The sequence below is a fragment of the Rhodococcus (subgen. Prescottella) equi genome, assembly GCF_003013675.1.
GTDB classification, from domain to species: domain Bacteria; phylum Actinomycetota; class Actinomycetes; order Mycobacteriales; family Mycobacteriaceae; genus Prescottella; species Prescottella equi.
The window spans coordinates 1,379,957-1,393,422 of the sequence record NZ_CP027793.1 but is presented as its reverse complement, the minus strand read 5'-3'; the positions used below and the strand labels follow the sequence as shown (position 1 = coordinate 1,393,422).

Below are 13,466 nucleotides of genomic sequence, written 5' to 3'. Positions count from 1 at the left end.
TCCTAAGGTGGCGGTCATGAATTCGCTCTCCAAGGCGGAATGGCGTGCTCACGTCCTCCGCGAACGCCGTGCGGTGTCCTCCGGAACGCGGGCGGCCGAGGCGCGGGCGCTGGCCGCGACGGCGGTTTCCGTGGCCGGATCGACGGCTCCGGCGGGGGCGACGGTGTGCGCGTACGTGCCTGTCGGCTCGGAACCAGGTTCCATCGAGATGCTCGACGCGCTGCGTGCGGCCGGGTTGCGGGTGCTGCTCCCGGTCACCGGTGAACCCGGCCCGCTCGAGTGGGCCGAGTTCACGGGCGCCGAAGGGCTGGCCGCGGCGGGCCACGGACTGCAGGAACCCTCCGGTCCGGTGTTGCCGGCCGGCGAGGTCGCGTCCGCGTCCGTGATCTTCGTCCCGGCGCTCGCCGTGGACGAGCGGGGCACCCGACTGGGCCGAGGAGCCGGGTTCTACGACCGCACCCTCGGCTGCGCCGATCCCGGCGCGGCACTCGTCGCGGTGGTACGCGACTGCGAGTTGGTGCCCACACTGCCCGCCGACCCGCACGACGTCCGGATGCACTACGCGCTCACCCCGGGCCGCGGGCTGGTCCGGCTGCGCGACGAGTGACTTTCGCGACGTTCGCTCACTCGCGGAAATAGCATGCTGGTTTCCGCTGTTGGCACTGTCGACTGTAGAGTGCCAACACCTGCGGTTTGACTACACAGTGCGGAGGAACCCCAGTGCCCACCTACTCGTACGCCTGCACCGAGTGCGACAACAAGTTCGACATCGTGCAGTCGTTCAGCGACGACACCCTGACCGTGTGCCCGGCATGCTCGGGCAAGCTCCGCAAGCTGTTCAACTCGGTCGGCATCGTGTTCAAGGGCAGCGGCTTCTACCGCACCGACAGCCGTGGCGGCGGCTCGAGCACCGTGAGCGAGCCCGCGAAGAAGTCGGAGTCGACGTCGACTGCTTCCTCTTCCTCGTCCACCACGAGCGGATCGAGCACGGCCGCCGCGAGCTAGCCGCCGCCGAACCACTTTCTCCACAGCTCCGGACTCATCCACAGGCAGATCGGTCCGCCCAGGAAAGCCCCGGCCGGTTCCTCGCACCCGGCCGTAGCGTCCGACGGCATGCCGAAGTATTCCGTCCGTTCCCGGGGGCCGAGTCCCGATGCGTCGCTGGCGCCGACCCTGCTGGGCAGGGTCGGCGCCGCTGTGCGTCCGGACTGGGCCCGCACCGACACGGCCCGGCGGGTCACCGCCGGTGTCCTGATCGTCGCCGCCGGGGTGCTCCTGCTGCGCGACGGATTACGTGACTCGGGCGCCCCGGTCCTCGTCGCGGCGCACGATCTGACCCCCGGAACGGTGCTCACCCCCGACGACGTCCGGATCGTCGCCCGCCCGGACCCTGATCTTCCCGAGGGATCCGTGCGTGTCGTCGCCGACGCCTCCGGCCGCACCGTCGCCTCACCGGTACGGGCGGGCGAGATGCTCACCGATGTCCGTCTCCTCGGCCCCCGGCTCACCGAGGCCGCTGCCGGGGCGCCCGACGCGCGGATGGTGCCGGTCCGGCTGACGGATCCGGGTCTGTCCGAACTCATCCGCGCCGGCGACCGCGTCGACGTCCTGACCGTGGACCAGACGTCCGGGCCCACCGAGACGCGACGGCCCGCCGCCACCGTGCTGGCAACCGACGCCACGGTGGTGCTCGTCTCCCCCGAATCGTCCGGTGCGGGACGGCGCGACCGCGTCGTGATGCTCGCGCTGCCGGCGCCCGCCGCGGGGGCGGTGGCGACCGCATCGTTGACCGACGCGCTCACGGTGACCCTGCGGTGAACGCGCGCCGGTCGCCCACCGTGTCCCCGTGAATTAGGGTCTGCTGGTGCACCAGTCATTCCAAGCGAGGGGGCACAGATGCTCAAGGGATTCAAGGACTTCCTGCTCCGGGGCAATGTCCTGGATCTGGCGGTCGCGGTGGTCGTCGGCGCCGCGTTCACCGCGATCGTGACCGCGTTCACCGACAACATCATCAGCCCGCTCATCGCCGCGGTCGGCGGATCCGACGACCTTCCCTGGGGTATGGCGATCATCGAGGGCAACGACGCGACGTTCGTCAACGTCGGCGCCGTGGTGACCGCGATCATCAATTTCGTCATCATCGCTGCCGTCGTCTACTTCGTCCTGATCGTCCCCGCGAACGCCGTCAAGGCCCGTTTCGCGACGGAGGAAGAGGACACGAAAGCCAGTGAGGCGGACCTGCTCATCCAGATTCGCGACATCCTGGCCGAGGGCCGCATCGGCGAGGCCTCGTCCGCGGAGTCCGACGGCAGGCACACCCGAGTCGACGACTGATCCGTCGGCCCACACCGAAACGACGATGCGCGTGCCCTCCGGAGGGCACGCGCATCGTTTCTTCTCTCCCGCGGGAGTCGCCGTCCGAGCGACTCGAGATCAGCCGTGGTGCGGGGGCACCTGACGACGCAGCCACTCGTCCGGAGTGCCGTCGCCGCGCGACTCGCCGTCCGGGGACCGCTCGTCCGACGTCTGGTCGGGCAGGACCGTTCCGAACACGGCGTCCAGCCGTGCCCGGTCGATCTCCTTCTTCTTTTCCTGGGTCATTCGTCGATCGCCGACAACTGACCGATGACGTGGCTCGCGAGCGGCGTCAGCGTCGCCATGCCGTCGCGGACGGCCGCCCGCGACGCCGCGAGATTGGCCACCAGGGTGCTGCCGGAGATACCGACCAGACCGCGCGAGATCACCGCGTCGACCGCGCCGGCCGCCAGACCCGAGGACCTGAGTGCCTCACTGATACCGGGCAACTCGCGATCGAGAACCTCGGCGGTGGCCTCGGGGGTGACGTCACGCGGGGTGACGCCGGTGCCGCCGACCGAGATCACCAGGTCGACACCGCCGATCACCGCGGTGTTGAGCGCGTTGCGAATCTCCACCTCGTCCGCGGTCACCGCGACGGTCGCGTCCACCAGGAATCCGGCCTCGGTGAGCAGTTCGGTGACGAGCGGACCCGTCGAGTCGAGGTCGCCGTGGGCGGTGCGATCGTCGACGATGACGACGAGAGCTCGTCCGGCCATCGGTGATTCCAGTTCCATGGTTCCCACCGTAGTGGCAGCGTCCGACGACGTCGGGACGTGGCGGAGAATCCGCGGCGCCGGTCGCGCTCCGGAGTTCATCAACGGCCGCCCGTGGTGGGCGCGGTGCCGAGTTCGACGTCGACGGTCTTGCTGTTGCCGGACGGGTCCTTGTACGTGACGCTCACCTTGTCGCCGGGCGCGTGGGAGCGGATCGCGGCGATCAGCGCGTCCCCGCTCGTGATCACGCGATCGTCGACCTTGGTGACGACCGCACCCTTCGGGATGCCGGCCTTCTCGGCCGGTCCGCCGCCGGTGACGTCGACCACCGTCGCGCCGCCCGTCGCGTCCTTGGCCGCGACCTGGACGCCGATGATCGCCTGCGTGGCCTTGCCGGTCTTCACCAGTTCGTCGGCGATGCGCCGGGCCTGGTCGACGGGGATCGCGAAGCCGAGTCCGATCGATCCGCCCTGCCCACCGGCCGTCGCGATCGCGGTGTTGATGCCGACCAGTTGGCCTTCCATGTTCACCAGCGCGCCACCCGAGTTGCCCGGGTTGATCGCGGCGTCCGTCTGGATCGCGTCGATGACGGTGTTCTGGTTGCCGGTCTCCCCGCTCGTCGACACGGGGCGGTCGAGCGCGGAGACGATGCCGGCGGTGACGGTGCCGGCCAGGCCGAGCGGCGAACCGATCGCGACGACCTCCTCGCCGACCTTGACGTCCTCGGACGAGCCCAGCTCGATCGGGGTCAGGCCGGACTTGCCGTCGACCTTGATGACCGCGATGTCCGAGGTGGGGTCGGTACCGACGAGGGTGGCCGGGGCCGTGCTGCCGTCCGAGAACGCGACCAGCAGCTTGCCGTCGGTTCCGCCGCCGGCGATGACGTGGTTGTTGGTCATGATCAGTCCGTCGGACGAGAGGATCACACCGGAGCCCTCGCCTTCACCGCGGGTGCCCGCGACCTGGATCTGCACGACGCTCGGCACGACCTTGGCGGCGACGGCCTCGACGGACCCCGCCGGCGCGTTGGACGCGGGACTGGTGCTGGGCTTCGGTGCGTCGAGCGCGTTCGAGACGGGGGCACTGCTGCCGTTGTTCGACGACGCGAGCGATCCCACGACGCCACCGATGCCGCCGCTCACGAGCGCCAGCGCGACTGCGCCCGCCACGAGAGCCGTCCGGCCCACCCGCCGGGGCTCGGTGGACGGCGTCGGCGCACCGGTGGTGGGCAGGGTTCCCGTGGCACCGACCGTCGGGATCTGCTCGGTCGGGCGGTACCCCGCCTGGTACCCGGGCTGCTGCGGGTAGCCCGGGTAGCCGCCGGCGCCCTGCGGCGTCGTCGGGTGGTAGCCGGCTCCGGGGCTCCACGGATCGCGCGGAGCGGACGGCTGCTGTCCCTCGCCGTGCTGGTGGGCGTTCTGGGCGGGATGACCCTGGTAGGGATTGCCCTGGTTCGGGTCACCGTGAGGATTACGGTCGTCGGTCATCGCACCGCTTTCTGTCTGTCCGCCTGTGTCGGGCGGCGCTGGTGGGTCGCTGACTACCAGACTGCCCGGCCCGTCTGAGAGGCCGCTGAGACGGTCCTTTCAGTTTCCCGTGTCCTTACCCGCGCTGGCCAACAACACAATTCGGACAGCAGAGCGGCCGAACGAACCGACCGAACGGATCAGCGCCCCTCGGCCTCGGGCTCGCCCGGCAACACGATGCGGATCCGGGTGCCGCCCCGGTCCGACGTCTCCACCGCGATCGTGCCGCCGTGTTTGACGACGACCTGCCGGACGATGGCCAGGCCGAGGCCCGACCCGGGCATGGAGCGCGAGGCGGTGGACCGGTAGAACCGCTCGAAGACCAGTTCGCGGTCCTCGAGCGGAATGCCCGGGCCCGCATCGTCGACGACGAGTTCGAGGAGCCGGTCCCCGATCTGCCGCATCGTGACATCGACACGGTCCCCGGTGGGGCTCCACTTCGCTGCATTGTCGAGGACGTTGAGCACGGCTCGGGACAGCCCGGCCTGGTCGCCGTAGATGAACCACGGCGTCGTCCGTGCCTCGAAGTCGATCTCGTTGCGGCGACGGCGCGCCTTCTCCAACGATCGTTCGACCACCTCGCTCAGGTCGACGAGTTCGAACACCGTCTCGGGGGCGTCCTCGCGGGCCAGGTCCACGAGGTCGCCGACGAGCGTGGACAGCTCCTCGATCTGCGCGACGACGTCCGCGCGCAGATCGGCCATGTCCTCGTCGGGGATGCTCGGCGCGCCGGGGCGGCTCGACGCGATCAGCAGCTCCATGTTGGTGCGCAGCGACGTCAGCGGCGTGCGCAGTTCGTGTCCGGCGTCCGCCACCAGGCGGCTCTGCCGGTTCCGCGACTCCCCGAGCGCGCGCAGCATGGTGTTGAAACTGACGGTGAGCCGGGCGAGTTCGTCGTTACCGGTCACCGGGATGGGCGTGAGGTCGTCGGTGCGCGCGACCCGTTCGGCCGCGGCGGTCAACCGCGCGATCGGCCGCAGACCGGTGCGTCCCACGGTGGTGCCGGCGGCCGCCGCGAGTACGACGCCGCAACCGCCAACCACGAACAGCACCCACGCGAGCCGGTCGAGAACGTCCTCGGTCGGTTCCAGACGCTGCGCGATCACCAGGGTGCTGCCGTCGCGGGTTCGCTCGGCCAGCACCCGGTTACCCTCGACGGTGCGCAGCGACGAGTCGAGCTGCCCACGGGCGACGGCCAGTTCGGCTGGGCCGATCGGCACCACGGAACCCGGCGGGATGTACTTGTTCAGATCCGGGAAGATCAGCGCCACACTGATATCGGTGGTGTAGAGGGTGGCGCCCGCGATGTACCGCGGGTCGAACGTGATGAGGTCGTTGTCGACGATGGCGGATGCGCGGGAACGCAGTTGGTGGTCGACGTCCGCATACAACGCCCGCGACACCACCGCATACGCGGCGAACGCCATGAGCGCCACCGCGATCGCGACGACCGACGCCGCCAGCAGCGTCACCCGCCAGCGCAGCGACACCGATCGCGTCAGCGGCATCGGGGGCCGCATCTCGTGCTGCACGGGCCGCATGGGGCGGAACGGGGGCGGCGACGCGGGCTGTGACGGCGGACCGGACCTACCGAAGGGCGCACCCATCACGGAGGCGTCTCCCGCAGGACGTAACCGACACCGCGCACCGTGTGGATCAGGCGCGGCTCACCGTCGGCCTCGGTCTTGCGCCGCAGGTAGCCGACGTACACCTCGAGCGCATTGCCCGACGTCGGGAAGTCGTAACCCCACACCTCCTCGAGGATGCGGCTGCGGGACAACACCCGGCGCGGGTTCGCCATCAGCATCTCGAGCAGCGCGAACTCGGTGCGGGTGAGGCTGATCGAGCGACCGCCGCGGGTCACCTCGCGGGTCACCGGGTCCAGCGTGAGGTCCTCGAACGTCATGGCCTCGGAGTCGTCCCCGGCGGCCGGCGCAGCCCGGCGCAGCAGGGCGCGCAGACGGGCGAGCAACTCCTCGAGCGCGAACGGCTTGGGCAGGTAGTCGTCGGCACCGGCGTCCAGGCCGGCGACCCGCTCGGACACCGAATCACGGGCGGTGAGAACGAGAATCGGCAGATCGTCGCCGGTGCTGCGCAGTCGGCGGCACACCTCGAGTCCGTCCAGGCGCGGCATCATCACGTCGAGCACGAGGGCATCGGGGCGCGACGCCGCGACCTTCTCGAGCGCATCCATGCCGTCGACGGCGAGATCGACCGTGTAGCCGTTGAAGCTCAGGGATCGCCGCAGCGACTCCCGCACCGCCCGGTCGTCGTCGACCACCAATATGCGCATGCCGACATTTTGGCCCCACCGGCTGAGATCCCGCTGAGAGGATCCCGTTCACGCGTGTCGGGTCACTCGCGGGACAGCCGTGGGCCGGGCAGCGACCAGCTCCGCCACAGCGCCAGCAGACGCAGCCCCGACGCCACCACCGTCCCGATCACGAGCGAGGTGTCGCCGGTCAGACCCGCCGACGTCCCCGCCACCACGATCCCGGCGCCCAGCAGCGCGGGTATCGCGTACAGGTCGCGGTGCAGCAGCAGCGGCACCTCGTTCACCAGGACGTCGCGCAGGATGCCGCCGCCGATCGCGGCGGTGGCCCCGATCAGCACCGACGCGAGCGCTCCGGCACCGGCGTCGAGGGCGATCACGGCGCCGGTGCTCGCGAACAATCCCATGCCGAGCGCGTCCAGCACCAGGATCTCGCGGCGCAGCCTGCCGAGCGCCGAGTGCAGGAAGAACACGACCATCGACGTCACGGCCGCGGTCCCGAACAGAGGCCAGTTCGTCAGCGACGTCGGCGGATGGATCCCGAGGAGGATGTCGCGCACGATGCCGCCGCCGATGCCGGTGAAGACACCGACGACGCACACCCCGAAGATGTCGAAGCGCTTACTGACCCCGACGAGGGCACCGGACGCGGCGAACGCGACGATGCCCACCAGTTCGAGGATCTTCAGCAGCACGCCGACAGCCTCGCACGGCCGACATGGCGGCCGTCACAGGCGCGACGGATCGATCACCCCGAGTCGGACAGCCCGCACCAGACGTCGGGGAACGCGGAACGACTGCCCACCCACGGTGACCGTCACCAGCGCGGGGGCCGCCGCCTTCCACTGCGCCCGCCGCTTGCGGGTGTTGGCGCGCGACAGGCGCCGCTTCGGTACCCCCATCGGTCAGCCCTCCCGAGGTCCGCGACGGGTGCGACGGCCGTACCGGCGCTCGAACTTCTCGACTCGTCCCTCGGTGTCGACGATCCTGTCCGCGCCCGTCCAGAAGGGATGGGACGCGCTGGTCACGTCGACGACCACGAGCGGATAGCTGCGGCCGTCCTCCCACACGACGGTGCGGTCGGTGTGTGCCGTCGATCTCGTGAGAAATGCCGTTCCGGTGTTCGCGTCCTGGAACACGACGGGTCGGTAGTCGGGATGGATTCCGGTCTTCACGATGCGTTCTCTCCGTTCTTCTCGAAGGCACCGAGGGGTGCCTCGGCGCAGGGGTCGGTATGGAATTCGCCGAACGGGTCGTCCCATGTGGGCCACGCCGCCTCGTCCGCGAGTTCACGCTCGGTGACCAGCGCCCACCCGAGCGCGGCGGTGATCTCCTCCGGCTCGACGTCGTGGACGAGCACCACCATCGAGGTGTCCCGGTCGCCGAACCGGTCGTCCCACCGCAGCGCGGCGAGAGCTCGACGCTCCGGGTCGACGAGCTCGGTCTCGTCGTCGGTCATGTCGGCGAGCCAGCGGTCGGCAGCGGCCACCCGCAGTCCCCCGCCGGCGGATTCGAGCCACAGCGCGGCGTCGGGCCGCGTCGCGAGCCAGAGCCGGCCGCGGGCGGTGACGACCCCGTCGAGCAGGACGTCGATCGCCTCGTGCAGCCGACCCGGGTGGAACGGTCGGCGCGCGGTGAACTCGACGAGTGCGACACCGTGTTCCTCCTCGAGCGGTGGACGTCCGCGCAGCAGCGGCGAATGGGCACCGTCGACCCGACCTCGGCGGGCGTCGGCGCCGACCCGCGGCAGGAGCGAGGGTCCGTCCGCTGCGGACACCACGGGGGCGCCGGGTGCGAGGCGGGCCAGCACCGCGCGAACCTTGTGCGTCAACCACGGATCGCGCGCGGAGGGGTGAACGACGAGCGCGTCGGCGAACGCCACCTGTCCCACGGCGACCTGCGCCACGGTCCGGTCGTCGTCGAGGTCCTCGTCGCCGGTCACCGCGTCCCACCAGCCGTCGACGTCGACGCAGGTGACGACGGCTTCGACACGGATGTCGCGGGCCGCGGGCCCGTCGATCCGTCCCACCACACCCACCACCGGGACGTGCTCTATCGCCCAGCACACCGCTTCGGGTTCCAGAGCAGGGTCGAGTTCGAGGACGACGCGGTCCACGGTGCTGCGGGCATGCAGCTTCCGCAGCAGCGGGAGCAGGTCGAACCGCAGTGTGCAGGACACGCACCCGTGGGCGAGTTCGAGGATCTCGGTTGTCACGACGGGCACGGCGGCGGTCCCCGTGGTGACGGTCCGGCGCACGACGCCCTGCCCGAGGTCGGCGAGATCGTGACGGATCACGACGGTGCCCTGGCCGTCGAGGAACGAGCGGGCCGTCTCCTCCACCGGCCCGCGCCACCCGCTCACGAGCACCAGCGGAGTCCGACCGTCCGATTTCACAGCCACGAACACCCCTTTCGAAAATGATTGTCATTACAGATACAGGAGACTACGCTCACTCAGCGTTATCGACAACCGTTTTCAAGAACTGGCCGCTCGACGGCCGGAAGGGAGCCTCCGTGTCCGCTCACTGCCAGGTGACCGGCAGACGCCCCGGCTTCGGCCGATCCGTATCCCACTCGCACCGACGGACCAATCGGCGCTGGAACCCCAACATCCAGACCAAGACGTACTTCCTGCCCGGCGAGGGCCGCAGGATCACCCTGCGCGTCACCCCGAAAGGCATCCGCACCATCGACCGCGACGGCATCGAAGCCGTGGTCGCCCGCCTCCGGGCCGCCGGAGAGAAGGTTTGAAAACCATGGCAGGCAACGAGATCCGCCCACTCACCAAGATCGTGTCCACGGCGGGCACCGGATACCGCTACTACACCCGGAAGAACCGACGCAACGACCCGGAGCGTCTGGTACTGCGCCGCTACGACCCCGTGGTGCGCCGGCACGTCGACTTCCGAGAGGAGCGCTGACGACATGGCGAAGAAGTCGAAGATCGTCCGGAACGAACAACGCAAGGCGACCGTGGCGCGCTACGCGCCGCTCCGCGCGGAACTGAAGGAGACCATCCGGCGGCCCACGTCCACTCCCGAAGAACGCGCCACAGCACAGTTTCGGCTGGCAGGGCTGCCGCGGGACGCGAGTCCGGTACGATTGCGCAATCGAGACGCCGCGGATGGACGTCCGCGCGGTCACCTGCGAAAGTTCGGCCTTTCCCGCGTTCGGGTACGCGAGATGGCACACCGCGGGGAACTGCCAGGCGTGCACAAGTCGAGCTGGTAAGGAAAGAGCAATGGCAGTCAAGAGATCACCGTCGAGGAAGTCGCGCGGCGAGCAGGGCCGCCGCCCCAAGAAGAACCCGCTCATCGCCGCGGGCATCGAGACCGTCGACTACAAGGACGTCAACCTCCTGCGCACCTTCATCTCGGACCGCGGCAAGATCCGTAGCCGCCGCGTCACGGGGCTGACCCCGCAGCAGCAGCGCCAGGTCGCCGTGGCGGTGAAGAACGCGCGCGAGATGGCGCTTCTCCCCTTCACCAGCCGCTAGGACCCACCCGAGAGGCCGCGCAGTCCGACCGACCGCGCGGCCTCTCGGCGTTCGTGGCGAGCGACGCACGGTCCGCCGCGGCTGCACGCTAGATTCTCCGGGTGTCGTTTTCGTTCCGTACCGCTGTTCTTCTCACCGCGACCGCCCTGACCGTGGGCGCTGTCGCGGCGTGCTCGTCCGATGACTCGACCGACGCCGCGTCGGCCGCCGGCGCCGACTGCATCACCGACTTCGACGCGGGCACCGACTACTTCCCGGACAAGCAGACCGTGGAATACGCGGAGAACTTCGACATCGAGTACCACCAGTCGTACCAGGTGGTGACGGTCCGCCAGCCCGGCCAGGCCGACGAGTCGTACGTGCTCACCCGCTGCGGCGCCCCCGCGCCCGAACTCACGGGCGACCTCGCCGGCGCCCAGCAGGTCACGACGCCGGTGACGAGCCTGTTCGCCGAGTCGACCACGCACCTGCCGAGCCTCGAGGCCCTCGGCAAGCTCGACGTGCTGACCGGTTTCGCGAGCGCCGACTACGTCTACAGCGAGGCCGCGCGCGCCCACATCGCCGACGACGGCGTCACCCAGTTCGCCACTGCCGGCCAGGTCGACGCGGAGGCCGTCGTGGCGCAGGCCCCGCAGGCGTTCGTGACCGGCGGCTTCACCGATCCCGCTTTCGCGGTGATCGAGCGTTCGAAGATCCCGGTCCTCGACAACTACGACTGGCTCGAGACCGACCCGTTGGGCCGGGCCGAGTGGATCAAGTTCTTCGCGGCCCTCACCGGCACCGAGCAGCAGGCCACCGAGACGTTCGACGGCATCGTCTCCGAGTACGGCAAGTACACGACACTCGCCGCGAACGTCGCGGACGCGCCGATCGTTCCGGGCCTGCCCTATCAGGGAGCGTGGTCGGTCCCGCTGGCCAGCTACTCCAACGACCTGTACTCCACCGCCCGCATCACGCACCCGTGGATGTCGGAGCCGGGCACCGGCAGCCTGCAGACGGACCTCGAGACCGTGTTCGCGAAGGCCGGCGGATTCCCGTTGGCGATCAGCACGTCTTCGAACAGGACGAAGGCCGAGGCGATCGCCGCCGAGCCGCGCCTCGCCGAGTTCGCAGCCTTCCGCGACGGTCAGGTGTGGACGTCGTCGGCGCGGATGACCGACGCGGGCGCGCTCGACATCTACGAGCAGGGCGTCCTGCGCCCCGACCTGGTGCTCGCCGATCTCATCGCGATCGCGCATCCGGACCTTCTGCCCGGCCACGAGTTCACCTTCTACCGTCGACTGCAGTGAACCGCACCGCCGCCACCGTCACCGCGCTGGCCGCGTTCGTCGTCGCGGCGACGATCCTCGCGGTTTCGGTCGGATCGGTAACCATCCCGTTCGGCACCACTGCGCGGTACCTGTTCACCGGTGACGCGGGCTCAGAGCGCTGGACCACGCTCATCGCGGACATCCGTCTGCCCCGCGTGGTCACCGCGGCCTGTGCGGGCGCGGCGCTCGCGGTGGCGGGTCTGCTGATGCAGACGCTGTTCGCCAATCCTCTCGCCGACCCGTACATCCTCGGGGTGTCCTCCGGCGCGAGTCTGGGCGTCGCGCTCGTGGTGCTCGGCTCGGGTACCGGCGCCGGCGTCTTCGCGGCGGTCGCGGGAACCGGGCGTCTCGGGGTCGCTGCGGCTGCCGCGATAGGCGCGCTGGCCGTGCTGCTGCTCGTGCTCGCCATCTCGCGCTGGATCCGTTCGGTCGTCACGCTGCTCATCGTCGGCGTCATGGTGGGGTCCGTCACCAGCGCGATCGTCTCGCTGCTGGTCGCGTTCTCGCAGCCCGCCCAGATGCAGCAGTTCGTCCTGTGGAGCCTCGGCTCGTACGCGGGCGCGTCGTGGTCGGATCTGCGGGTTCTCGTGCCCGCCGTGCTCGTCGGTGTCGTGTTGGCCGCGACGCTGGTCCGGCCGCTCAACGCGATGCTCCTCGGCGAGGACTACGCCCACTCGATGGGCGTCCATCTGGTCCGCACCCGAACGATCGCGATCACGGCGTCGGCGCTGCTGGCCGGCGCCGTCACCGCGTTCTGCGGACCGATCGCCTTCCTCGGGATCGCGGTCCCACACCTCGCCCGGCTGGCGCTCGGCACCTCCGACCACCGGATCCTCCTGCCCGGCGTCGTGCTCATGGGGGCCGGTGTGTCACTGCTGTGTTCGGTGGTCGCCCAGCTGCCCGGACGCGACGGCGTCCTGCCCCTCAACGTCGTCACCGCGCTCGTCGGCGCGCCGGTCGTGATCCTCGTCCTCCTGCGCTCGCGCCGCGCCCAAGCCGGGACCGTCTCATGACGCTCGTCCTCGACGACGTCACCGTCGGCTACCCGGGCCGCCCGGCGCGGACGATCCTGCGAGATGTGCGATTGACGGCCCACGCCGGTCAGGCCACCGCCCTGCTCGGCCCCAACGGCGCGGGCAAGTCGACGCTGCTGCGGTCGGTCGCCGGGTTGCAGCGTGTCCTCGGCGGGTCGGTGTTCCTCGACGGGGACGACGTCACGAAGCTCTCCCCCGCACACCGCGCCCGGAGGATCGCGGTGGTCCTCACCGACCGCGTCGACGGGGGCCTGCTCACGGGTGGCGAGGTGGCCGCCCTCGGACGACTCCCCCACCAGGGCTTCACATCCCGGTTGAGCGCGGACGAGAAGCGGCTCATCGCCGACAGTCTCGACCGGCTCGGCGCCGCCCACCTCACCGACGTGCGCATGCACGAGATGTCGGACGGCCAGCGACAGCGCATCCTCATCGCGCGGGCGCTCGTGCAGCAGCCGGCCCTGCTGGTGCTCGACGAGCCGAGCGCGTTCCTCGACGTGGCCGCTCGCGTCGAACTGCTGGCCCTGCTGGACGAGATCGCCACCGACACCGGAATCACGGTGCTGCTCTCGACGCACGACGTCGAACTGGTGCTGCGCACGTCACAGCACGTGTGGCTGGCCGCCGGGGACGGCACCGTCGTCGACGGCAGCCCCGCCGAACTCGTCGAATCAGGGGCGATCACGCGCGCCTTCGACTCACGGCGGGTCCACTTCGATCCGCGCGACGGCATCTTCCGCCTGGCCGACGGCTAGGGAAG

20 protein-coding genes are annotated in these 13,466 nt (G+C 70.3%); 11 read left to right on the top strand and 9 right to left on the bottom strand.

Annotated elements, in window-relative coordinates; genetic code table 11:
- Positions 1-16: 16 nt before the first annotated feature.
- The 4 genes from C7H75_RS06730 (at position 17) to mscL (ending at position 2,334) form a co-directional block, all read left to right on the top strand.
- Positions 17-607 carry a 5-formyltetrahydrofolate cyclo-ligase gene (locus C7H75_RS06730; RefSeq protein WP_064058050.1) on the top strand — a complete coding sequence of 197 codons (591 nt, stop codon included), beginning with the start codon at positions 17-19 and terminating at the stop codon, positions 605-607.
- Positions 608-720: 113 nt separating this feature from the next.
- A complete protein-coding gene (locus C7H75_RS06725; RefSeq protein WP_005514802.1) occupies positions 721-1,005 on the top strand; it encodes an FmdB family zinc ribbon protein in 285 nt (94 codons plus the stop codon).
- Positions 1,006-1,113: 108 nt separating this feature from the next.
- Entirely contained in the window at positions 1,114-1,818 is a 705-nt protein-coding gene (locus C7H75_RS06720; protein WP_106851125.1) for an SAF domain-containing protein, read from the top strand.
- Between the two features lie 78 nt (positions 1,819-1,896).
- On the top strand, positions 1,897-2,334 hold the full coding sequence (mscL, locus tag C7H75_RS06715; RefSeq protein ID WP_013415194.1) for a large-conductance mechanosensitive channel protein MscL: 438 nt from the start codon (positions 1,897-1,899) through the stop codon (positions 2,332-2,334).
- 99 nt (positions 2,335-2,433) lie between these two features.
- Here mscL and C7H75_RS25940 read toward each other — a convergent pair whose 3' ends face one another.
- The 9 genes from C7H75_RS25940 to mrf form a co-directional block, all read right to left on the bottom strand.
- Complete coding sequence (locus tag C7H75_RS25940) at positions 2,434-2,601, bottom strand: hypothetical protein (RefSeq protein ID WP_013415193.1); 168 nt, start codon at positions 2,599-2,601, stop codon at positions 2,434-2,436.
- On the bottom strand, positions 2,598-3,092 hold the full coding sequence (locus C7H75_RS06710; RefSeq protein ID WP_005514807.1) for a MogA/MoaB family molybdenum cofactor biosynthesis protein: 495 nt from the start codon (positions 3,090-3,092) through the stop codon (positions 2,598-2,600). Before C7H75_RS06710 ends, C7H75_RS25940 begins: the two co-directional genes overlap by 4 nt.
- Positions 3,093-3,172: 80 nt before the next feature.
- Positions 3,173-4,558 (bottom strand): S1C family serine protease, encoded by a 1,386-nt coding sequence (locus C7H75_RS06705; RefSeq protein WP_005514808.1) that lies wholly within the window; start codon positions 4,556-4,558, stop codon positions 3,173-3,175.
- A gap of 179 nt (positions 4,559-4,737) precedes the next feature.
- Positions 4,738-6,204 carry a sensor histidine kinase gene (locus C7H75_RS06700; protein WP_013415190.1) on the bottom strand — a complete coding sequence of 489 codons (1,467 nt, stop codon included), beginning with the start codon at positions 6,202-6,204 and terminating at the stop codon, positions 4,738-4,740.
- Positions 6,204-6,890: a response regulator transcription factor gene (locus C7H75_RS06695; RefSeq protein WP_005514811.1), complete on the bottom strand. Its 687-nt coding sequence runs from the start codon at positions 6,888-6,890 to the stop codon at positions 6,204-6,206. Before C7H75_RS06695 ends, C7H75_RS06700 begins: the two co-directional genes overlap by 1 nt.
- Positions 6,891-6,952: 62 nt before the next feature.
- Positions 6,953-7,564 (bottom strand): trimeric intracellular cation channel family protein, encoded by a 612-nt coding sequence (locus tag C7H75_RS06690; RefSeq protein ID WP_013415189.1) that lies wholly within the window; start codon positions 7,562-7,564, stop codon positions 6,953-6,955.
- 33 nt (positions 7,565-7,597) lie between these two features.
- Positions 7,598-7,771 carry a 50S ribosomal protein L32 gene (rpmF, locus tag C7H75_RS06685; RefSeq protein WP_106851124.1) on the bottom strand — a complete coding sequence of 58 codons (174 nt, stop codon included), beginning with the start codon at positions 7,769-7,771 and terminating at the stop codon, positions 7,598-7,600.
- Between the two features lie 3 nt (positions 7,772-7,774).
- Entirely contained in the window at positions 7,775-8,044 is a 270-nt protein-coding gene (locus C7H75_RS06680; protein ID WP_013415188.1) for a type B 50S ribosomal protein L31, read from the bottom strand.
- Positions 8,041-9,276, bottom strand: coding sequence for a ribosome hibernation factor-recruiting GTPase MRF (gene mrf, locus C7H75_RS06675; RefSeq protein WP_394342301.1), 1,236 nt, complete (start codon positions 9,274-9,276; stop codon positions 8,041-8,043). The genes C7H75_RS06680 and mrf overlap by 4 nt, the downstream gene beginning before the upstream one ends.
- A 107-nt stretch (positions 9,277-9,383) precedes the next feature.
- Between mrf and rpmB the strand changes: the two genes are divergently transcribed.
- The 7 genes from rpmB (at position 9,384) to C7H75_RS06640 (ending at position 13,461) form a co-directional block, all read left to right on the top strand.
- On the top strand, positions 9,384-9,620 hold the full coding sequence (gene rpmB / locus C7H75_RS06670) for a 50S ribosomal protein L28 (protein WP_005514820.1): 237 nt from the start codon (positions 9,384-9,386) through the stop codon (positions 9,618-9,620).
- A gap of 5 nt (positions 9,621-9,625) precedes the next feature.
- A complete protein-coding gene (gene rpmG, locus C7H75_RS06665; RefSeq protein WP_013415185.1) occupies positions 9,626-9,790 on the top strand; it encodes a 50S ribosomal protein L33 in 165 nt (54 codons plus the stop codon).
- A 4-nt stretch (positions 9,791-9,794) separates the two neighbouring features.
- Complete coding sequence (gene rpsN, locus C7H75_RS06660) at positions 9,795-10,100, top strand: 30S ribosomal protein S14 (RefSeq protein ID WP_041673955.1); 306 nt, start codon at positions 9,795-9,797, stop codon at positions 10,098-10,100.
- A 10-nt stretch (positions 10,101-10,110) separates the two neighbouring features.
- Complete coding sequence (gene rpsR / locus C7H75_RS06655) at positions 10,111-10,365, top strand: 30S ribosomal protein S18 (protein ID WP_005514823.1); 255 nt, start codon at positions 10,111-10,113, stop codon at positions 10,363-10,365.
- Positions 10,366-10,466: 101 nt separating this feature from the next.
- Positions 10,467-11,654, top strand: a complete 1,188-nt coding sequence (locus C7H75_RS06650) for an ABC transporter substrate-binding protein (protein WP_013415184.1) — start codon at positions 10,467-10,469, stop codon at positions 11,652-11,654.
- A complete protein-coding gene (locus tag C7H75_RS06645; protein ID WP_022594548.1) occupies positions 11,651-12,688 on the top strand; it encodes an iron chelate uptake ABC transporter family permease subunit in 1,038 nt (345 codons plus the stop codon). Before C7H75_RS06650 ends, C7H75_RS06645 begins: the two co-directional genes overlap by 4 nt.
- Positions 12,685-13,461: an ABC transporter ATP-binding protein gene (locus C7H75_RS06640; protein ID WP_081205263.1), complete on the top strand. Its 777-nt coding sequence runs from the start codon at positions 12,685-12,687 to the stop codon at positions 13,459-13,461. Before C7H75_RS06645 ends, C7H75_RS06640 begins: the two co-directional genes overlap by 4 nt.
- Positions 13,462-13,466 lie beyond the last annotated feature (5 nt).